Source organism: Pseudomonas sp. NPDC087346 (genome assembly GCF_044744235.1).
GTDB lineage: Bacteria > Pseudomonadota > Gammaproteobacteria > Pseudomonadales > Pseudomonadaceae > Aquipseudomonas.
Map to the genome: position 1 here is coordinate 47,821 of NZ_JBIUXX010000032.1, position 21,093 is coordinate 68,913.

Annotated in this window: 20 protein-coding genes and 1 pseudogene; 7 read left to right on the plus strand and 14 right to left on the minus strand. The window is 58.0% G+C overall.

The window, feature by feature from the left end; all coding sequences use genetic code 11:
* Positions 1-6 precede the first annotated feature (6 nt).
* From ACIOZM_RS19145 to ACIOZM_RS19170, 6 genes are read right to left on the minus strand one after another with little or no spacing between them, the layout of a single operon-like run.
* A complete protein-coding gene (locus tag ACIOZM_RS19145; RefSeq protein WP_401216361.1) occupies positions 7-1,110 on the minus strand; it encodes a hypothetical protein in 1,104 nt (367 codons plus the stop codon).
* The gene (locus ACIOZM_RS19150; RefSeq protein WP_401216362.1) at positions 1,101-2,333 is read right to left on the minus strand and encodes a polysaccharide biosynthesis C-terminal domain-containing protein; all 1,233 of its coding nucleotides are present in this window, start codon (positions 2,331-2,333) and stop codon (positions 1,101-1,103) included. The genes ACIOZM_RS19145 and ACIOZM_RS19150 overlap by 10 nt, the downstream gene beginning before the upstream one ends.
* Positions 2,330-3,442, minus strand: coding sequence for a polysaccharide pyruvyl transferase family protein (locus ACIOZM_RS19155; protein ID WP_401216363.1), 1,113 nt, complete (start codon positions 3,440-3,442; stop codon positions 2,330-2,332). Before ACIOZM_RS19155 ends, ACIOZM_RS19150 begins: the two co-directional genes overlap by 4 nt.
* Before the next feature lie 14 nt (positions 3,443-3,456).
* Positions 3,457-4,539: a glycosyltransferase gene (locus tag ACIOZM_RS19160; protein ID WP_401216364.1), complete on the minus strand. Its 1,083-nt coding sequence runs from the start codon at positions 4,537-4,539 to the stop codon at positions 3,457-3,459.
* Positions 4,540-4,579: 40 nt separating this feature from the next.
* Positions 4,580-6,808: a polysaccharide biosynthesis tyrosine autokinase gene (locus ACIOZM_RS19165; RefSeq protein ID WP_401216365.1), complete on the minus strand. Its 2,229-nt coding sequence runs from the start codon at positions 6,806-6,808 to the stop codon at positions 4,580-4,582.
* Positions 6,809-6,847: 39 nt separating this feature from the next.
* Entirely contained in the window at positions 6,848-7,288 is a 441-nt protein-coding gene (locus tag ACIOZM_RS19170) for a low molecular weight protein-tyrosine-phosphatase (protein WP_401216366.1), read from the minus strand.
* 290 nt (positions 7,289-7,578) lie between these two features.
* On the opposite strand from ACIOZM_RS19170, the gene ACIOZM_RS19175 reads away from it, so the two are divergent.
* Complete coding sequence (locus ACIOZM_RS19175) at positions 7,579-8,535, plus strand: glycosyl hydrolase family 5 (RefSeq protein ID WP_401216367.1); 957 nt, start codon at positions 7,579-7,581, stop codon at positions 8,533-8,535.
* A 202-nt stretch (positions 8,536-8,737) separates the two neighbouring features.
* Positions 8,738-9,664 (plus strand): transaldolase, encoded by a 927-nt coding sequence (tal, locus tag ACIOZM_RS19180; protein WP_401216368.1) that lies wholly within the window; start codon positions 8,738-8,740, stop codon positions 9,662-9,664.
* 206 nt (positions 9,665-9,870) lie between these two features.
* On the opposite strand, the gene rssC is transcribed toward tal, so the two are convergent.
* On the minus strand, positions 9,871-10,353 hold the full coding sequence (gene rssC, locus ACIOZM_RS19185; protein WP_042560140.1) for an anti-sigma factor antagonist RssC: 483 nt from the start codon (positions 10,351-10,353) through the stop codon (positions 9,871-9,873).
* A pseudogene (gene rssB / locus ACIOZM_RS19190) lies at positions 10,353-11,533 on the minus strand (two-component system response regulator RssB). Before rssB ends, rssC begins: the two are co-directional and overlap by 1 nt.
* Positions 11,534-11,808: 275 nt before the next feature.
* On the opposite strand from rssB, the gene ACIOZM_RS19195 reads away from it, so the two are divergent.
* Positions 11,809-12,108, plus strand: a complete 300-nt coding sequence (locus ACIOZM_RS19195) for a PilZ domain-containing protein (RefSeq protein ID WP_401216369.1) — start codon at positions 11,809-11,811, stop codon at positions 12,106-12,108.
* Positions 12,109-12,162: 54 nt separating this feature from the next.
* Here the strand turns inward: ACIOZM_RS19195 and ACIOZM_RS19200 are convergent, their stop codons facing one another.
* Entirely contained in the window at positions 12,163-12,852 is a 690-nt protein-coding gene (locus tag ACIOZM_RS19200; RefSeq protein ID WP_401216370.1) for a VacJ family lipoprotein, read from the minus strand.
* Between the two features lie 199 nt (positions 12,853-13,051).
* Between ACIOZM_RS19200 and ACIOZM_RS19205 the strand changes: the two genes are divergently transcribed.
* Positions 13,052-13,672, plus strand: coding sequence for an HAD family phosphatase (locus ACIOZM_RS19205; RefSeq protein ID WP_401216371.1), 621 nt, complete (start codon positions 13,052-13,054; stop codon positions 13,670-13,672).
* A gap of 109 nt (positions 13,673-13,781) precedes the next feature.
* Positions 13,782-14,045, plus strand: a complete 264-nt coding sequence (locus tag ACIOZM_RS19210) for a DUF4404 family protein (RefSeq protein WP_401216372.1) — start codon at positions 13,782-13,784, stop codon at positions 14,043-14,045.
* Positions 14,046-14,214: 169 nt separating this feature from the next.
* Here the strand turns inward: ACIOZM_RS19210 and queF are convergent, their stop codons facing one another.
* On the minus strand, positions 14,215-15,045 hold the full coding sequence (queF, locus tag ACIOZM_RS19215; RefSeq protein ID WP_401216373.1) for an NADPH-dependent 7-cyano-7-deazaguanine reductase QueF: 831 nt from the start codon (positions 15,043-15,045) through the stop codon (positions 14,215-14,217).
* A gap of 61 nt (positions 15,046-15,106) precedes the next feature.
* Entirely contained in the window at positions 15,107-15,640 is a 534-nt protein-coding gene (locus ACIOZM_RS19220; RefSeq protein ID WP_401216374.1) for a plastocyanin/azurin family copper-binding protein, read from the minus strand.
* Between the two features lie 154 nt (positions 15,641-15,794).
* Between ACIOZM_RS19220 and ACIOZM_RS19225 the strand changes: the two genes are divergently transcribed.
* Positions 15,795-16,475, plus strand: a complete 681-nt coding sequence (locus tag ACIOZM_RS19225; protein WP_401216375.1) for a heavy metal response regulator transcription factor — start codon at positions 15,795-15,797, stop codon at positions 16,473-16,475.
* Positions 16,475-17,824 (plus strand): heavy metal sensor histidine kinase, encoded by a 1,350-nt coding sequence (locus tag ACIOZM_RS19230; protein ID WP_401216376.1) that lies wholly within the window; start codon positions 16,475-16,477, stop codon positions 17,822-17,824. Before ACIOZM_RS19225 ends, ACIOZM_RS19230 begins: the two co-directional genes overlap by 1 nt.
* A 108-nt stretch (positions 17,825-17,932) precedes the next feature.
* Here the strand turns inward: ACIOZM_RS19230 and ACIOZM_RS19235 are convergent, their stop codons facing one another.
* From ACIOZM_RS19235 to ACIOZM_RS19245, 3 genes are all read right to left on the minus strand, one after another.
* Positions 17,933-19,177 carry a lipoprotein-releasing ABC transporter permease subunit gene (locus ACIOZM_RS19235; RefSeq protein WP_401216377.1) on the minus strand — a complete coding sequence of 415 codons (1,245 nt, stop codon included), beginning with the start codon at positions 19,175-19,177 and terminating at the stop codon, positions 17,933-17,935.
* 63 nt (positions 19,178-19,240) lie between these two features.
* Positions 19,241-19,924 (minus strand): lipoprotein-releasing ABC transporter ATP-binding protein LolD, encoded by a 684-nt coding sequence (lolD, locus tag ACIOZM_RS19240; protein WP_401216378.1) that lies wholly within the window; start codon positions 19,922-19,924, stop codon positions 19,241-19,243.
* A gap of 7 nt (positions 19,925-19,931) precedes the next feature.
* On the minus strand, positions 19,932-21,093 hold a 1,162-nt coding region (locus ACIOZM_RS19245), incomplete at its 5' end, for a lipoprotein-releasing ABC transporter permease subunit (RefSeq protein ID WP_401216379.1).

A 21,093-nucleotide genomic window follows, 5' to 3' on the forward strand; every position in this document is an offset into this window, starting at 1 on the left:
CCCGCCTCAATTCAGAACTCTTGATTCAACCTGCACCGGTTTGTTCGCCCGCAGCATCAATCCCAGGCCGACAAACAGCACCGGCACCACCATCGAGAAGTGCCGGGCAAACGAACCGAAGTCCGGTTCGAACAAGCCTTGCACCAGCAGAAACGCCATCGGAATCGCGATCAGTTCCTTGGGTTTGGTCTGGATCGGTGCGCCCTTGTAATCGGTCGAGGTGATGACTTTGAACAGCAGCAGCGCGGTCATCATCATCAACGCCACAAAGATCACCTGACCCGGCCCGGACAGCAGAATCAGCTCCACGGGAAACGACAACCGAAAGAAGATGATCATCGAGTCCAGCGCCTGCGAAACGAAATCGCTGCCGCTGAGCCAGGACACGATCAACGACTTCGAGCCCTCTTCGCCCGCCGTACGCAGCTCGTTGTTACTGGCGCGAATCGATGACACCGGGAACCCCAGCGCAAGCTGGATCGCCATGGCCACTGCCAGATAAAACATGAACAGCATCAGAAAAAAGGTCACCCGCGACACGTACTTTTTCATCACGCAGACGCCGACCCAGGACAGCGAAAACAGAATCCAGTAAGGCCGGATCAGCACGCCGTAGATCACTGCCGACAAGAAAAATCCGCCGCGATATTTGCGTGTCAGCGAGCTGAGCAAAATGCTCAATACCGCCACCGAAACAATGATTTCCTTGGTCAGGTTTTCCAGGAAAAACGAACGCACGATGCCCCACAAACACAGGGTGCCGAAAATCGCCAGCGGCATGCGTCGGAACACCACCACCGGAATCGCCGTAAGGAAGAAATTGCAAAACATCCCGTAGGCCCAGGCGTTGGTCAGGTTGATCCCGGTGGGCCGCAGCAGGAACGCCGAGCACTCGTAGGACGAGCGGTCCGGCGAGAACGGGTTCCAGAAATTGCAGTTGTCGGCCCGCGCATAGGACGACCACAACGTCATGGCATCCGGGCCCGGATCGCGCGGAATCAGCAGCGGCATCGCCACCGACAGAAACAGCCCAGTGAACAGAATCAGGAACGAAAGTGAGGAGTCGAGTGTTCTGCCCCGAAATTCGATACGCGGCAGCTTCAGGCCCATGACAGAGCAGCCTTTTTCGGCCGCGTGACGCGAGTCAAAATGGCGATCACGCCGAGCTGCACGATGACTGCGAAGACGTTGCCCCAAGCGGCGCCATAGATCGAATAGTGCTTGATCAGCATGTAGCTGACCGGCACTGAAACCAGCAGGCAGATCGCTGCGCTGGCGAGCGATACGCGGCTGTTTTTCGAAGCAATCAAACCGCCCCAGACGATGTCGCCAATCGCGCGCAAGGCAAAGGAGAAAATCAGCACGCCGAGGATTGCGTTGTCCGGACGCGGAACGCTGGTGGCGACGTAATCCAGCACGAAATTGAAGAACAGATAAATCGCCACCGCCACCGCAGCAGACACTGCGAGCGAACGTGCAACCCACTTGTTGACGAACAACTGCCGGACCGTAAACGGCTGTTGATCAGCCTGAAAACGCTTGGCGAGCACCGGAATCCCCACCACCGCCACCACCGCATAGGACAGCGCTTGCAAGGTGTTGGCCGCCGACCACGCGTACACATATTTACCGAGGCTCGCATAAGGTTCGAGGTCTATGATCAGGAAGCGCTCGGCGTACTGACTCAAGGCGATCAAACCAGTGCCGAGGTAAAACGGCAGCCCGGCTTTCCACACGGTAGACGTGGCCAAAGTCCCGGCCACGCGCCCTTCGTGCACGTTCACCACAATCAAGTAACCAGCGACGATCACCAGCACGTTGGCGATCACCCACAACCACAGCACGCTGGCGATCCCGGAGACCCAGCCAAGCATCATCCCGCCCGTAGCCAACAACGCCCACAGGCCGGTCTTGATGAAAAACAGCAGCGCGCCCGCCGTGGCTTTCTGCGCCGAAAACACGAAGGAGTTGATCTCGAAGGACAGGTGCTCGGTCAACAGCACCAGGGTCACACAGACGATCAACGCAGTCGCCGCCTCGACCTGCTGGAACAGTGAATAAACCAGCACGGTCACTACCGATAGCAGCAGACCCACCGCCAGATACAACAGCAGAACCTTGTCGACGACACGTCGCGAACTGCCACCGACGCTGATCAACCGATTGATCTCGGAACTGAAACCGACGCTGTAGAACTTCGACGCAATCAACGATGCTGCCACCACCACGCCGTAAAAACCCAGCGCCTCATAACCGAGGAAATGGGTGATCGCCAGCACCAGCAAAAACTTCGCGCCTAATGCACCGCCGCGAAGCAGCAGGCGAAATATCATCGAACGATACCTTTGATGATCTCGTCCATCGCCACGGTTTTCGCTTCGATCTCACGGCAGGTATCGGTCAGGCGTTTACCGAAATTCGACAAGGCGTTCGGTGCGTAAACCGTGTCGATGATCGTATCGACATTGATGTCACCGCCATTGATCACCCAGTCCTCCACGCCCATGTCCTGATAGGCGCCAAAACCTTTGCGCTCATAGCTGATGTGGTACGCCGGAACCCCGGACAGCAACGATTCGATGGCGCCGTGCAGGCGCACGGAAATCACCAGATCCGGCTGATATTTGGCCAGCGTGGCTTTCAATGGCAGCAAGTCTTCGGTGATGCCCAGCTCGCGATAGAACGCACCGTCATCGTTGCCACGCACGGCACTTTGTACGGCGCAGACCACTTTGCTTTTGTTCTTCAAACGCTGCAGCAGCAACTTCAGGTTGGCGACGTAAGCGACCTTCTTCTCCTTGCTCCACTCCGGCGGCTTGCGCAGCACCACGCAGACCGTTGCCGGCGAAGACGCGCAGCGGGTGAACTTCGGTTGCATGAGGATTTTGCTGGCCAACGACTGAACCGCCAGATCCGGCGCGCGATAGACATTTTCGCAGGCATCGAAAATCGCCGACGAGCGATTGTCGCGCACGAACACCGCATCGGCGCTGGCGTAATGCTCGACGATCTTGCTGCTCTCGCCATGGAACGGACCGATGCTTTGCGGCAGGTACACCGACGGCACTTTGCTGAGGATCGCCGTTTCCAGTTGCTTGGCGTGGCCCAGTTTCAACTTGACGTGTTCGAAGGCACTTTTCGAACGCATGTAGCCGCCACCGACGCCAACGATCAGGTCGGTCTTCTTCAGCAGATCGGCGAGACCGGCGTAAGACTGGTTGAGGAATACCGCTTGCTTGACCCGACCCAAGCCTTTTGCTGCCATCACTGGCGCGTCGAAACGCGAGTGCGGCAGGTAGCTGAAGGAATCGGGATCGGAGGCCACGACGCTGATCGCCGTGTCATCGCCAAAGTTGCGCTGCACCAGGGCAATCGCCAGATCGACGAGTAGACCGTCACCGGAGTTGGACGCGCTGTAGCCATGCAAAATCGTTACGTTCATAAGCTGAGTTCTACTTAATAAGTGGGTGCGCAATACAGGTCGTAGGTCTGGCGGATCATCAACGCGGCACTGAAGCGCTCGCGGACGATGTTGCGACCTTGATTGCCGAGATCGAGCAACCTCGGCTTCTGGATCTTCGCTAACACGTCGGCCAATGCCTGGTGATCACCGGTCGGAAACACGTAGCCGGAGACTTCGTTGGTCACCAGTTCGGGCAGCGACGTGCAATTGCTGGCGATCACCGGCAAGCCCATGGCCATGCCTTCCAGCGGCACCATGGCAAAACCTTCCCAGCGACTCGGAACGATCAGCGCATCGGCTTTTTGATACAGCGCATGCACTTCGGCGGGCGTCACCCATGGCAGGTATTCAACCGAGTCCATTGGAGGGCACTCGACCTTGTCCTCGTTGACCGCACTGCCAACCACCGTCAGTTTCAAATCGCTGCGCTCTACTTTGGCGTACGCCTTGAGCAACACATCGAAGCCTTTCTGGTAGTCGAGACGACCGACGAACAACAGATGAATCGGCTCAGGGCTGTCCGCTTTAGGCGCCTCATCGCGTTGATGGATGCCGTTGTAGATCAGCGTCATGCGCTTGCGATCGATACCAAATTTCGCGGCTTTGTCGAGCTCGTACTGGCTGACACAGATGATCACGTCGGTGACCTTCTGCAACACCCGCTCGATCCACGCATAGACTTTCTGCTTGGCCGGCGAGCTTTCCATCAGGAACGAAAAGGCGTGCGGGCAATAGACGATTTTCGGTTTGCGCCATGGCCGTAACAGCACGCACACGCAACGGCCAATTACCCCGGAAAAGGTGCTGTGCAGATGCACCACATCGGGTTTTTCCTTGAGCATCACTTGGGACAATCGCCAGGCGAAGCGCAGCAACGAGGAGATGTTGCGCCCGGTCCTGGCGAACGTGCGGATCTGCTGCTGCGGGATGCCGTGCAGTTCTTTTTCCTGATCCTGCGGGACCAGATAGACCAGCTCGTAGTTCGTCGCATCACCTTCGGGCGACGCCGAAATAGTGCGAATCACCGTCGCGACGCCACCTTTTATCGTTTCAGCCACATGCAGTATTTTCTTCACAACTCACCCACTTCAAACATGTAAGGACAACCGCTGAAACTCAGGACTTGTCGGACGCGTATTCGTAGTTGTAATAGCCGTAGCTACCATTGCCGTAATAGCTGGCGGCGCGTTTCTCGACACCGTTGAACACCGCGCCTTTCAACTCGATTCCGTTCTGCGCAAAGCGGCGGATGGTCATTTCGATCTCTTTCGCCGGGTTCACCCCGAAGCGCGTGACAATCAGGCTGATCGCCGCTTCTCGCCCGACAATCGCCGCGTCGGTCACTGCCAGCAGCGGCGGCGTATCGATGATCACCACGTCATACATCTCGCTGAGTTGCGCCAGCAGTTCGCGGAAGTTGGCGTGCATCAACAGTTCCGACGGATTCGGTGGAACCTGCCCACGGCTGATGAAATGCAGGTTGTCGATTTCGACTTTATTGATCGCCTGCTCGATGCTGCAGCGCTTGACCAACAAGTCCGACAAGCCATTGGTGATCGGAGTGTTGAGCGTCTTGTGCAGATGTCCTTTACGCATATCGGCATCGACCAGCACCACGCGCTGACCGCTTTGCGCCATGACCGCCGCGAGGTTGGACGAGACAAAGGTCTTGCCGACCTGTGGGCTCGGGCCGGAAATCATGATGCGGTTGTTGGTCGAGTCCAGCCCGGCGAAGTGCAGGCAGGTGCGCAAGCTGCGGATCGACTCGATCGACAGATCCGTCGGGTTGCGCAGCGCCAGCAGATACGCCGGATTGTCAGCTGCGTTTTTGGTGCGGACTTTTTTAGTGTCTTCTTCCTGTTGCAGCGCGCTGTAGGGGATCGACGCGTAGACCGGCAGCCCGAGCTGCTCGATAGCTTCCGGCCCTTCCAGACCTCGACTGAGGGATTTGCGCAGCAGCACCAGCGCCACGCCGACGAAGGCGCCGAGGAACGTCGCGATCAGCACGATCAGGGCTTTTTTCGGTTTGACCGGGCTGCTCAGGTCGACATCCGCCGTGTCGATCAAGCGCACGTTGCCCACCGCGCCAGCGCGGACAATGTCCAGCTCCTGGGATTTGTTCAGCAGTTGCGTGTAGATCTGCGACGCCACTTCGACATCGCGGGTCAGATTGAGCAATTCCTGTTGGGTCGCGGGCAAGTCGCCGACTTTGCCTTCCAGTGACTTCTGCTGCTGGGTCAACTCACCGATCTGGCTCATCAGTGCACGATAGGCCGGATGCTGTTTGGTGAACTTACGATCCATCTCCGCCTGCTGCATTCTCAGCTCGGAAATCCGCGTTTCGAGCGCCACGGACTGGCCGAGCACCGATTGGGTTTCCAAGGAGATATTCACGGTCTTGCCGCGCGTCTGATAGGCGTTGAGTGCATCGCTGGCCTTGGCCAGATCACGTTTGACCTGCGGCAACTGACTTTGCAGGAACGCCAGGCTCTGCGCCGCTTCAGCGGAAGTGCGCTGCACGTTCTGCTGCACATACAGCGCCGCGATCTTGTTGAGGATCTTCACTGCCTCGGCGGCGTCCGAGCTGGCCAGCGCCAGACGAATAATCCCCGACTCTTTACCTTGCTCGGAAATATCCAGCGCGTCCTGATAACTTTGCACGGTGACGATTCGTGGATTGCGCACCACTTCGAAACGCGTACCCGGGTTGGCCGACAACTGAGCGATCAGGCCCTCTACCCCGTCTTCTTCGAAGGCAGTGCCGGCAACGCCTTCCACCAGCAGGTTGCCGTTGTCATCCAGCAACTGGAAGTGCTGTTGTTCGCCGGCAATCAATGTGAGCTTCTTGCCCAGCAGTTCTTTCGGCAGATTAAGCCGGGCGATTTCCAGGCGCTCACCGCCCCACGCGTAACTGTTCAGACCGAAGCGTGGGGGTGCCACGCTGAACTCACTTTCACCGCGATAACGGCGAGCGAGAAAACCACCGATGATCGGGAACGTGTTGGGCGTGACATCGATGTCCAGACGCAGGTCATCGACGGTTTTGCCGATCACTGCGCGGGATTTGATGATGCCGATCTCGGTCACCGACGGCGATTGGCCGCCGAGCATGCTGTTGAGATCGGAAAAGCCGAGCATGTCGTTCTTTTTCGGTTCGACCTGAACCAGCGCGTTCGCCAGATACACCGGTGTGGCCAAAACCGCATAGGCAACGCCGGTGGCCATGAAGGCGCCGGTAAGTGCGCCGATCAACCACTTCTGGTCAATCAGACTGCCGAATATGCCGAGAAGATCAATACTGTCTTGATCGTTGTCACGGGTGCCGATTACGGACGGTAACTGCATAAGTCTGTTCTTACCATTCACTGATCTGAAGAATATTCATCAACGCCCGAGGCGTTGTGCCCATGAGCTGACAGCATCTTCAATCAATGCATGGGCATGAATAAAAGCGGCCTTGCCTTGACGATACGGGTCGTGGATTTCTCGCTCGTTCTGCCACTTGCCGAGCAGAAACACTTTGCCCCGCGCATGCGAGGCAATCTTCAATACTTGATTTACATGTTGTTTTTCCATGACCAGAATCAGGTCTGATTCATTAACGATGTCCGCGGTAATCTGCTGTGCCTTGAAGCCCTCGGCACTCCGTCCGTGGTCTTCAAGCACCTGGCGCGCGTTGGCTTCCATGGACTCGCCAACCCGTGCGGACAGGCCTGCGGAGTTCACCGTGATCGTTGAGGAGGCCAGCGCGTTACGCAGCAGAAGTTCTGCTGTCGGACTTCGGCAAATATTGCCCACGCAGACGACAAGGATCTTATTGAACAAGGTTTACTTTCCCGTGTAATGTCAATCGGCCAACATGTCGAGCAGGTTTAATCAACCCGCAAGACTTTCCTGCACTCAGAAATAGATTCGCCCTGTTAGTACAGTGCATTAAGTACCACAGCCCTTTTAAGCGCCCCAACCGGAATTACCGGACTAAAAATAACTGTGATTTTGGGCTGATAGTTTTCCGACAAAAAATAACATTCGTGCACTTAGTGCCATCATCTCTATCGAAATACAGGTAACGAGATAATTATTCGTAGTTGTCACTTCTCTTCGGGAGAGCAGACATGAAATCCCCCCATCTCAAACGCCTGGGCGCCCTCGCGCTGACGGTGCTGGGTGCAACGACTCAAGTGCACGCCAGTGACCTATTCCCTAACCTTCCTACCCGAACCATCGGGGTTCAGGTCAAGATCCAGAACTTTTCCGCCGCGGATGCTGCGCAGATCAAATCGGCAGGTTTCAGTTTTGTGCGCTTCGGTGTGTGGAGTGACAGCCTGACTGCCAAGGCTTATCAACAGCAGGTAAACGATGCCTTTGCCGCCGCCAAATCTGCTGGACTGCCGGTTCTGCTGACGGTGCGCGCCATCAAACCACTGCCCGCCACGTCAGCTAACGAGCTGACGACAGCGGGTGAAACCTTCGCCAACGCGGTGACGGGGCTGCAACAGTCGTACGCCGCGCAACTGGTCGCGATCGAGCTATGGAACGAGCCGGATCTGGACACCTACTGGCCGACCGGCAACTTCGACACGACGTTTGTGCCGTTCATGAGCGGCGTTTGCAAAAACCTGCAGGGCAAACCGCAAGCATCGCCAGTGATCGGCTACGGCTTTGCCCGGCCACCCAGCGCTGGCTCCGCATCGACGGTAGCGCTGAACCGCATCGTCAGCGAATACCCGAAATGCCTGAATGCCATCTCGTATCACCCTTACGGCATGACGGCCACGCAGATCAGCAACGCGCAGACGTTCATTCAGCAGAACTTCCATTTGCCGGGGGTGATCAGCGAATGGGGGATCTCGGCGCTCGCCTCCAACGGCGGCCCTGAAGGGCAAGCCAGCAAGATCACTGCGTTTATTGCCGACGTGAAAAAGCTCAATATCCCGCTGACGTCGATCTACGAATGGAAAAACAGCGATACGGGCAGTAATGATCGAGAGAAGAACTTCGGTTTGCTGACTTCCGACGGACAACCAAAACCGGCGGAAGCAGCGGTCACCACCGAGTTGAATGCACAGTAGGTACTGCGCAACTGACCTGTACGCAGGTCAGTTGATTTGAACCTGTGAGCTGTTTTGGCATCGTATTTATCGATATCCGGCCGCGCCTTTCAAACAATCGTTTTCAGGTTGTTGCCGCAGCGGCCATCGATACACGTACGCGCCCTTGAGTGGCTGTCAGCGCTCGGGTAATGTCAACGGACCCATAGGACAGAGCACGCTCATGACTTCCAAGCTGGAACAACTCAAACAAATGACTACCGTGGTTGCCGACACCGGCGACTTCGAGGCGATTTCCCGCGTTAAGCCGGTAGATGCCACCACCAACCCTTCCCTGCTGCTCAAAGCGGCAGCGATCCCGGCTTACGCCGAGCTGCTGAACGCTTGCGTCAGCGACTGCAAGGGCGATGTCGGCCTCGCCAGCGACCGCTTTGGCGTCGCGGTAGGTCAGGAAATCCTCAAAGTGATCCCGGGCCGTATCTCCACCGAAGTGGACGCCCGCCTGTCGTTCGACCAGGACGCCGTGCTCAAACGTGCGCATCGCCTGATCGAACTGTACGACAAGGCCGGTATCGGCCGTGATCGCGTACTGATCAAGATCGCCTCCACCTGGGAAGGCATCCGCGCTGCCGAGATTCTGGAAAAGGAAGGCATCCAGACCAACCTGACGCTGCTGTTCTCCTTCGCTCAGGCCGCCGCTTGCGCTGATGCTGGCGTGTTCCTGATTTCGCCATTCGTCGGTCGTATCTACGACTGGTACAAAAAGGCCAACGGCAACGATTACACCGGTGCTGATGATCCGGGCGTTCAGTCGGTGACTCGCATCTACAACTACTACAAGGCCAATGACTACAAAACCGTGGTCATGGGTGCCAGCTTCCGCAATCTGAACCAGATCGAGCAGTTGGCCGGTTGCGACCGTCTGACCATCAGCCCGGATTTGATCGACAAACTCGCGGCAGACACCGGCAAGCTGGAACGCAAACTGGCGCCAGGCCACGCGGGTGAAGCACGTCTGAGCCTGAACGAAGCGCAGTTCCGCTGGTTGTCCAACGAAGACGCGATGGCGACCGAGAAACTGGCTGAGGGCATCCGTCAGTTTGCCCGCGATCAGGAAAAACTTGAGGCATTGCTGCAAGCCAAGCTGTGATCTGAGTAGCTGAAATGCAAAAAGGGCGAACTTGTGAGGGTTCGCCCTTTTTTGGTTATGCGAGAGAATCTGGTGTCACTGCGACCGCCATCGCTAGCAGGCTAGCTCCCACAGGGGAATCTGTGGGGTGATCACAATGGTGAGTCGAATCGAGAGTCCTGTGGGAGCTAGCCTGCTAGCGATGGGCCCACCAGGGCCCGAGCCGCTTAATGCCGTTCGAGGGCATTCACCAGATCGTGGAAGGCTTCGCGGTTGGAGTCGTTCAACCCCATGAGGATCTTGTGCGCTTCGAGCACTTTGATCCGCACCACTTCCTCCGACTGATCCTGATCCGGCAGGTCGTCCAGGCATTCCGGGCAAGGCACGGGATGGTTGACGATATTGAACACCTGCTCGAAGCCCATCGATTGCAGCAGACGAGTGATGTCATCGTGTGTGGTGACGACGGTCGGCAGCAGGCCGACCTTCTGCCGCGACAGGATCGACAATTTGGCCAGCAGGCCAAGGGTCGTGCTGTCGATGCTGCGGGTTTCGGTCAAATCGATCACGATCGCGTTGAAATTCAACGCGGTGAAGATTTTCTCAATAGTCGCATCCAACGCCGAACACAGGGTCAGGCGTACTTCACCGACGAACTTCAGGACGAAGGTGCCGTCCTGCTCGGCGAACTGGATTCTACCGGTACTCATTAAAGATTCCTGCTCAGCACCAACAGGGCGATATCATCCGGCATCTCCCCTAGCGTGGCCAATCCAAAAACCTGCCGCAGACCATCCAGGCTGCCGCCCGCTGACTTCACCCGTTGTGGCAAAGCAGCTTCTTTTTCTTTGAGCGTTGGTTCTGGCAAAAGATCCAGAATGCCATCGGACATCAGCGTCAGGCTGAACGTCGGCGGCAGCTCCAATACGTGGTCTTCGTAGGTGGCTTCGTTGAAAAGCCCCACCGGCAGACCGCGCCCTTCGAGATAACGAACACTGTCGGGCGTGTACAACACAGGCAACGGCAGATGGCCGCCGATGCTATAGGTCAACAAACCGGTCTCCTCGTCGATGACTCCACCGACCATTGTGACGTGTTACCCAGCTTACAACTGATCAGCCCCCGGTTGATATGACCAAGGACTTCCGAAGGCTTGAATTCCGGCAATGTGCCGTTGCGCTTGGATTCGAACAGCAAGCGCGTGGTCATGAACTTCAACAGCACAGTAACGAAGGCTGAAGAGGCACCATGACCGGAAACATCAGCCAGGTAAAACGCGACCCGGCGCTCGTCGACACGGAAATAGTCGACAAAATCACCCGACAGGTACAACGACGGGATGATCTGGTGGGCAAACTGGAACTCGTCGATGCTCCACGGGCTGACCGGCAACATGTTCATCTGCACCTGGCGACCGGCGTTTTGGTCTTCCTGGAGCAGGTTCAGGCTGGCTTCGAGTTCACGGTTGGCCTTTTCCAGCTTCTCGCGGTAGCGCTGGTTTTCCAGCAGCAGGCGCGCACGATCCAGGGCCCGGCGCACGGAGTGCTCGAGCACAGCCAGATCTTCGAGAGGCTTGATCAGGTAATCCGCCGCGCCGAGGCGCAGGGCCTCGACCGCGTCGTTCATCACGCCGGCGCCCGAAACCACGATCACCGGAATTTGCGGCGACAGCTCGGTGACCTGACGGATGAGTTCGAGACCGCCCATCTGCGGCATGCGCAGATCGCAGATGACCAAGTCGGGCTTGTCTTGCTCGAATACCTGAAGACCTTGCTGACCATTACTGGCCTGCAGGACGCTGAAACCACTGTCTTCCAAGTAGGCCGCGAGACTCGCGCGCACTACTTCGTCATCATCGATTATCAGCAGCGTGGCACTGGTTTTTGGCATGTGGGCAAACGGCGCCAGAATTAGGTTGGCGTAGCAGGCGGGGCAACGGGCCCGGCTCAGACTACTGGATTCGCTTTCTAGCCTCTCTGCTGCACCGGTTTCGAGCATTGGCCCAAAACACGATTGCACCAGAGGTGCCCTTCTAAGGCGCAGACGGTACTCCCATCCGCGGGGCGTTTCAAGCATGCGCCGATGGTCGCTTGACGACTTTACTTGTCAAATCACCGAGAGTTATAAGAACAGCTCAAACCGTAACCCAATGGAAGGACGAAGGCATGAGTCAAACCGGTCGGGACTACAGCGAAAAGCGCGATTTCATCCGCATGCGGGTCGATGCCGATGTCGTGTTGATTCATGAGGGTGATGAGGTGTCGGCGGTGTGCATCGACCTCTCCAGCAGCGGCATGCAGGTCGAAGCACCCCGGCAGTTCAAGGTCGGCGACCGTTTGAGCGTGCGCATCGATTCCGATCATACGGCGCTCAGCGGGCTTGAGGCCGATACCGAAGTGGTCTGGGTCAAAGCCGAGGATGGCAGCAGCCAGAAACTCGGTTTGAGCATCCTCAAGATGAAATAAGCACATACAAAAAAGGCGGCCCGAGGGCCGCCTTGTTCATTCTATCGGTCGAGATTAAAAATCGTCTTCGACGTGACCATCCTTGACCTTGAACTCGCGGTTCTGCAAGTAGGCGTTGCGGATGAAGGTGTACTTGTCGCCGCTGATCAGCTTCTCGCTGGACAGCAGGCTGGCGCGGGTATCGACGATGTTCAGACCAAACACCGAATTACGCACCGGGATGTCATTGATATAGCGATACGGGCCGGTGTAGCTGTCGACGTATTTGGACGGCGCGTCACGCAGGGTGCTCGGGCCGAGCAATGGCAGCATCACGTATGGACCGCTACCGACGCCCCAGTAACCGAGGGTCTGACCGAAGTCTTCGTCGCTGCGATGCAGGCCCATTTTGGTGCCGACGTCGAAGAAGCCCAGCAGGCCGAAAGTGGTGTTGAAGATGATGCGTGCAGTATCGACACCGGCAGCTGCAGGTTTGGCCTGCAGAATGTTGTTCGCCAGGTTGGTGACATCACCGACGTTGCGGAACATGTTGTGAATGCCGTCCTCGAGGAACTGCGGAGTCACGTACTCATAACCCTGCGCCAGAGGCTTCAGTGCGTAGGTATCAACGAAATCGTTGAACTGGAAGATCGGGCGGTTGACGCTTTCCCAAGGGTCTTCTTCCGTTGCAGCGTTGGCAGCGAACGGAACCAGCACCAGGCTGGCACATACACATAGCTGAGCGAGAGGATTGCTCCAGCGCATATAGAAAAACTCCTTGGATTTGTACTGGCGCGGGCACCTGGGCCCAAGCGTTAAGAGCGCTAGTATAAGCGCAAAAGCGCTTTTGGGCAGTCTGACGATGAAGCTTCTCGTAGGAGACTTCCCACGGCCCGCTTCACGGGCCTGTCATCCAACTGTCATCGGCGCCCTCTAGCTTTGTGGCTATTTCAGGGACGTATTCATGCCACATGCCGAAGCCTTGCCTATCGCCGCGCCCAGCCTGACTGCCGTGCTGTTCGGACTCAGCGGATGCCTGGTGGACTTCGGTGCCCGCGCACGTCATCACGACAGCCTCTCGACACAGCACACCGACGCCACGCCGGGCGCGCTCGACAGCCTGCACAGCTTGCAACGCCAGCAAATTCCCTGTGCCTGGCTGGATGAATTGTCCCCTGCCCTGTCCCTTACCCTTTCGGCTTCGTTGCCGAGCTGGGTGAAACCTACGCAACATTCGGCAACAATCAATCCGTGGCCTGCGCCAAATGCCTGCTGGCAAGCATTGATGAGCATGAACGTCGATCGACTCGACGGATGCGTGCTGGTCAGTGGCGAGCCACGTTTGCTGCAATCGGGTCTGAACGCTGGACTGTGGACCATCGGTCTGGCGTCCTGCGGCTCGCTGTGCGGCCTGGCCCCGGATGAATGGCTGGCGCTGACGCAAAAGGAGCGCGAACAACGACGCGGCAAGGCGACCATGCAGCTGTTCGGTCTGGGCGTGCATTCGGTTATCGATCATCTCGGCGAACTCGACACCTGCCTCGCCGACATCAGCCTGCGTCGGCTCAAGGGCGAAAAGCCCTGATCAGGATCATGCAGGTTTGCCGCGAGTGGATTAATCTAAAGGTCAGCCATAGACCTTTGGCGCGTGGCTGCGGTCAATGCCTGTGCCTATCGATAAAAGGAAACCAACGATGCCCGCCCGCGAACTGCAAGAACAGCTCAATACCCTGCGCGAGCAACTGGAGCAGAATCCGCCGCTTTCCGAAGCCGAGCGCGAAAATCTGCATGAGCTGATGGCGCAGATTGAATCCAAGATCAAACTGGAAGAATCCACTCCGGATACCAACATCGCCGATGGTGTGAACCTGGCCGTCGAACGCTTCGAAGTCGAACACCCGGCCATCGCCGGCACTCTGCGCAACATCGTCAATGCACTGGGCAGCATGGGAATCTAACCCTCCAGACGCAAAAAAGCCCTGCCAGCGATGGCAGGGCTTTTTCATGTCCGCGATTCGAAACAGTCCCCTGTAATAGTGAGCCTGCTCGCGATAGCGGCGTATCAGTCGACATCTACGTTGAATGTCAGACAGTTATCGCGAGCAGGCTCACTCCTACATTAGAGATTTACTGGCGGACCAGACGATGGTTCGGCAGTTGTACGCTTTCGGTGCTGCGATACGGGTTGATATCCAGCCCGCCGCGACGCACGTAACGTGCAAACACCGTCAGCTTCTCGGGTTTCAGCAAGCGTTGCAGATCAAGAAAGATCCGCTCCACGCACTGCTCATGGAAGTCCGAATGCTGGCGGAAGCTGACGATGTATTCCAGAAAACTCGCGTGATCCAGCGCTGCGCCACGGTATTCGACCACCACGCTGCCCCAGTCCGGCTGGCTGGTGACCGGGCAGTTGGATTTGAGCAAGTGACTGTGCAGACTCTCCTCCACCACGCGCGATTCATCGCAACGCAGCAGTTCCGGACGCGGATGCTCGTAGTTGCTGACGCTGATATCCAGATCGTCGACGCAAACACCCGGCAACGCCACGACACCTTCAGCCTCAACCTCTTTCAGGCTACGAACCCGCACGCCCACTGGTTTACCGGCCGCGGCAGACAGGTCCTTGACCAGTGTCGCCTCCAGATCAGCAACTTCGGCGAACGGCGTCTGGTTCAGCGAGTTCAGGTACAGCTTGAACGACTTGGATTCGATGATATTCGGCGAGTCCGCCGGAATGCTGAATTCACCAATCGCCACCACCGGCTTGCCGGACGGCAGCAACCACGACAGCTCGAAGCAGTTCCAGAAATCCACACCTTTATAAGGCAGGGTTTCTGCGGTCAGACCCAGCTCGGCCCATTTCGCGGTGCGCGGGATCGGGAACAGCAAGGACGGCGTGTAAGTGGCGATGTATTCGCTGGATTTGCCCAGCGGCGAATGTTCGGCTGCGGGATGCATGGCGGAAACCTGACTGAAGAATCAGCGGATTCTACCAGCCTTTGCTCCCGCCTTTGAGTGCTTACTGACTGACAGTCAGTTTGCCGACCATGCCCGCCTGATAATGCCCGGGAATGTTGCAGGCAAACTCCAGACCGGTGGCTTTGCTGAACGTCCAGGTCAGCTCGGCGGTTTTGCCCGGCTCGACCAGCACACTGTTCGGATCGTCATGCTTCATGACATGGCCCATCGAACCATGATCCATACCTGCCATATCGTGGGACATTTCCTTCATGCCGGTAGGCGTCAGCATGCCGCTTTGCTGCATCTGCAACATTTCCTGCTGGTGTGCGGCATGCATGGCTGCGTCACCGAGGTTGAATTCGTGCAGCAACTGGCCTTTATTCACCAGCACAAAGCGAACCGTCTCACCGGCCTTGACCTGAATAGTTTTGGGATCGAACGACATGTCGCCCATCACCACTTCGATGCTGCGCGTGGCTTTCGCCGCCGGCGCCGGCTGACCGAAGTCGTAGGTGTGCGCCGGCGATGCCCATGCGGGCGAGCTCAACGCCAGCAAACACACGGCCAGGACCAAGGGGTTGCGCAAAAACATAGTCGTACTCCAACAAGATAAGGTTCAGCCTGTGGGAAACTTTAGCCGGCCTGCGCTGGCATCAACCTGACAGGCAGATTACAACTTTGTCAGGTTGGCGTTTACTGCGTTTGCCCACGGTATAAAGCTTTTGTTCCTACACACCGAGTTGCCAATGAAACTGCTGATCGTCGAAGACCAAGCGAAAACCGGCCAATACCTGCGCCAGGGCCTGACCGAGGCCGGATTCAATACGGAACTGGTGGCGGACGGCAACAGTGGTCAGCAACTGGCGTTGAGCGGTGATTACGCCCTGTTGATCCTCGATGTGATGCTGCCCGGTCGCAGTGGTTGGCAGATTCTGCAAGCTGTCCGCAGCGCCGGGCTGGATACGCCGGTACTTTTTCTGACCGCTAAAGACGCGGTGGAGGACAGAGTCCACGGCCTCGAACTTGGCGCCGACGACTATCTGGTCAAGCCTTTCGCTTTCTCCGAGTTGCTGGCCCGCGTGCGCAGTCTGTTACGGCGCGGCAGTGCCATTCCCCAGGAAACCTCTCTGCAACTGGCTGATCTGCGCCTCGATCTGATCCGCCGCCGCGTCGAGCGCAACGGCCAGCGCATCGATCTGACCGCCAAGGAATTCGCCCTGCTGGAAATGCTCCTGCGCCGTCAGGGTGAGGTGCTGCCCAAATCGCTGATCGCCTCGCAAGTCTGGGACATGAATTTCGACAGCGACACCAACGTCATCGAAGTGGCGATCCGCCGCTTGCGCCTGAAAATCGACGACGATTTCCCCGACAAATTGATCCACACCGTGCGCGGCATGGGCTACGTGCTTGAAGAGCGCTCTGCCTGATGCGTCGATTATCCTTGAGTACACGTTTGGCGCTGCTGTTTGCGGGTTGTGCGGCAGTGGTTTCGCTGTGCGCCGGATTGTTGTTCAACCGCGCCAGCGAGGCGCATTTCATTGAACTCGACCAGCAATTGCTCGATGGCAAACTGATCGGCCTGCGCCGCGCTTTACAGGATGTTCAGCCCAGTGAAAGCGCTGCACGACTGGCCGATGAACTGAGTCGTCAGGCCGATCTGTCGTTGCGCATCACCGGCAGCGACGGCCAGCGCTGGTACGACAGCTCTACGCAGATCCCCAAGGACTTGCCGCAGCAGTCCGGTCTAGCGACCATCAGCGATAACGGCACAGACTATCGTGTGCTCAACGCCCCGCTCTACCCGCAGAAAACTGATTCGCCGCAACTGACCCTGTTGCTGGACATCACTCATCACCAGCACTTCCTGCAACGCATGCAGCATTTGATCTGGCTGACCGTCGGCCTTTCGGCACTGGCCACCGCGTTGCTCGGTGCCTGGGCGGCGCGCAGCGGTTTACGGCCGTTGCGACGCATGAGCGCCGTAGCTCGTGGGATTTCTGCACAATCACTTAACGCCCGACTTCCCGAAGAGCAAATGCCGCCAGAACTTGCGGAAATGGCCCACAGCTTCAACGCCATGCTCGGACGTCTCGACGACTCCTTTCAGCGGCTATCGGCGTTCTCGGCCGACATCGCCCATGAACTGCGCACGCCGCTGTCGAACCTGCTGACCCACACCCAGGTCACCCTCACCCGCCCGCGCCCCATCGAGGATTATCGCGAAGCGCTGCACAGCAACCTCGAAGAGCTGCAATGGATGGCGCAACTGGTCAATGACATGCTGTATCTGGCCAAGGCAGATCACGGATTGTTGATGCCCAAGCGCGAACCGCTGGATCTGGCGCACGAATCCGATGTGCTGCTGGAATTTTTCGCGCCGCTGGCTGAAGACGCACAGGTAAAACTCAGTCGGACCGGTAATGCGCAAATCGAAGGTGACCGCAGCATGCTGCGCCGGGCGCTGTCGAATCTGCTGGATAACGCCTTGCGCTTTACGCCGGCCGAGGGTGAGGTGAGGTTGAGCATCGACGAGCAGGTGAATTCATTGAGGGTGATTGTGCAAAACACGGGGGAAGGGATTTCTGCGCAGTTGCTGCCGCGATTATTTGATCGGTTTTATCGGGCAGATCCGGCGCGGCAGGAAGGCAGCAGTGAACATGCGGGGTTGGGGTTGGCGATTACCCAGTCGATCATCCGTGCCCATGGCGGGCAGATTCGTTGCGAATCGGATGCGGGCTGGACGCGGTTTGTGATTGAGTTGCCGAAGGGAAATTGAGGCTGGCAGTTCCGGCCTCATCGCTAGCAGGCTAGCTCCCACAAGGGGTTTGTGAACAACACAGAACCCCTGTGGGAGCTAGCCTGCTAGCGAAAGCGATTTCAAAGCTTACGAATATCTCAGCGCATGCGCCGGCTCGATCTTCGCCGCTCGCCATGCCGGATAAAGCGTCGCCAGGAAGCTCAGAATAAAGCCCGCCGAGCAGATCAGCAGCACATCGCCGCCCTGCAATTCGGACGGCAGGTTGCTGACAAAATACACATCGGAACTGAAGATGTGCTGCCCGGTAACCCGCTCGACCCAGCCAACCATCTCGCTGACGTTCAACGCCGCGATCACGCCGAGCACGCCGCCAATCAAGGTGCCGACAATCCCGATCACCGTGCCCTGCACCATGAAGATCGCCATGATCTGCCGCGGTGTAGCGCCGATGGTACGCAGGATCGCGATGTCCGCGCCCTTGTCGTTGACCACCATGATCAGCGTCGCGATGATGTTGAACGCCGCTACCGCGACAATCATCAGCAACAGCAGACCGATCATGGTTTTTTCCATTTTCATCGCGCTGAACAGACTGCCCTGGGTGTGGGTCCAGTCATCAGCCTTGAACCCGGCGCCCAGGCTTGCGGCGATGTCCGAGGAGACTTTCGGCGCGGCGTACAGATCTTTCACCGCCAGGCGCACGCTCTGCACCTGATTCGGTTCCCAGTGCTGCATGGTCGCGGCATCGGCAACGTGAATCAGACCCATCGAGCCGTCCAGCTCAGCGCCGACCTTGAACACACCAACCACGTTCAGCCGCTGCATGCGCGGGGTAATGCCACCCGGCGCGGTGCTGACTTCCGGGACGATCAGGGTGATCTTGTCGCCAACGTTGAGGCGGAAGCGTCGGGCAGTGATTTCGCCGATTACCACGCCGAATTCGCCGGGTTTCAGGTCATCGAGACGACCCTGCACGATGTGCTGGGCAACGATCGAGACCTTGCCTTCCTGCGCCGGATCGACGCCGCTGATCTGGATCGGCTGCATCAAGCCTTTATAGGAGAGCATGCCTTCCATTTCAGTGAACGGCACGGCGGCAGTCACTTCCGGGTTTTTCAGCGCAGCGGCGGCCACTGGCTGCCAGTCATCAATCGGCTTTACACCAACGATGGTCGCGTGCGGCACCATGCCGAGGATGCGCGAGCTCATTTCGCGCTGGAAGCCGTTCATTACCGACAACACCACGATCATCGCCAGCACGCCGAGGGCGAGACCGATCATCGAGGTCATCGAAATGAACGAAACAAAGCGATTGCGGCGCTTGGCGCGGGTATAGCGCGTGCCGATAAAGATCGATAACGGTCTGAACATTCGCTGGGGCACCGTATAAAAATAAAAGACCCGATGCCTTTACAGGCATCGGGTTTCAGCCAATCAGATAGGCGTCAGGCAACCTTCCTGCAAATGCAGGACGCGATCCATCTGGCGGGCCAGGTTCATGTCGTGAGTCACCACCAGAAACGCCGTGCGCATCGAAGTGCTGAGTTCGAGCATCAAATCCTGAATGCCCTGGGCAGTGTGCGAGTCGAGGTTGCCGGTCGGCTCGTCGAGCATCACCAGACCCGGCTTGTTCACCAGCGCACGGGCAATTGCCACACGCTGACGTTCACCGCCGGACAGTTCTGAAGGTTTGTGCTCCAGACGATGGCCCAGCCCTACCCGCTCCAGCAATGCCGTGGCGCGCTGACGGGCTTCCGGGATCGGCGTCTTGCCGATCAGCAACGGCATGCAGACGTTCTCCAGTGCGGTGAACTCCGGCAGCAAATGGTGGAACTGGTAAACGAAGCCCAGCGAGCGGTTACGCAGCAAACCGCGCTTTTTTTCGCTGAGGGCCGAGAGTTCTTCGCCATCGAGCCAGACGCTGCCCTTGGTTGGCGTATCGAGACCGCCAAGCAGGTTGAGCAAAGTACTTTTGCCCGAGCCCGAGGTGCCGACGATTGCGACGCGCTCACCCGGACGCAACTCCAGTTGCAGGCCGGCCAACACTTCTACCGATTCCGGGCCTTCCTCGTAGGATTTGCCCAGGTTACGGCAGCTCAAGATTGCTTTTTCACTCATGCCCGACTCACTCATAACGTAGCGCCTCCGCCGGCTGGGTGCGCGCGGCACGCCAGGCTGGATACAGGGTGGCGAGGAAACTCAGGACCAACGCAGCCGCGCAGACCATGACCACATCCTGGCTCTGCACCTGCGACGGAAGATAATCAATGAAATACACGTCAGCATTAAGGAATTTGTGGCCGATCAGCCCTTCGAGAGCAGAAATCGCCGCGCTGACGTTCAGCGCCGCAAAAATCCCGACCACCGCGCCAATCGCCGTGCCGACCACGCCGATCACCGTGCCTTGCACCATGAACGTGCGCATGATCGTGCCCGGTGTCGCGCCGAGGGTACGCAGAATCGCGATATCACCCTTCTTGTCGTTCACCACCATCACCAGCGTGGAAATGATGTTGAACGCGGCAACCGCGACAATCAGCAGCAACAGCAGGCCGATCATGGCTTTTTCCATACGAATCGCCTGATACAGGTTGCCGTGGGTGCGGGTCCAGTCGCGAGCGTAGTAATGATCTTCGCCGAGTTGCTGGGCGATGTTCCACGCGACACGCGGGGCCTGGAACAGGTCGTCGAACTTCAGGCGAATGCCCTGCACCTGATCGGGTTTCCAGCGGTGCATCTTCGCCAGATCCTGCAGGTTGGTGACGCCCAGATAGCCGTCGAGCTCACCGGCGCCGACATGGAAGATGCCGACCACGGTGAAGCGCTTCATGCGCGGGAACATCCCGGCCGGGGTCACGCTGACCTCCGGCGCGACAAAGGTGACCTTGTCGCCGAGGCCCACGCCGAGCTTGGCCGCAGCCTTGTCGCCGATGACGATGCCGAAGCTGCCCGGCGTCAGATCGTCGAGTTTGCCCTGCTTCATGAAGTTGTCGATGATCGACACGTTGCGCTCAAGCGCAGGGTCGATGGCATTGAGCAACACCTTGGAAACCTGACCGTTATTGGTCAGCAGACCCTGCATCTGGGTAAACGGCGCAACGGCCGTCACCTGCGGGTTCTGCTTGACCTTGGCCGCCAGGCTTTGCCAATCGTTGATCGGTTCACCGGATTCGATGGTCGCGTGGGGCACCATGCCCAGCACGCGGGTGCGCATCTCATGATCGAAGCCGTTCATCACCGAAAGCACCACGATCATCACGACCACGCCTAGCGCGAGCCCGATCATC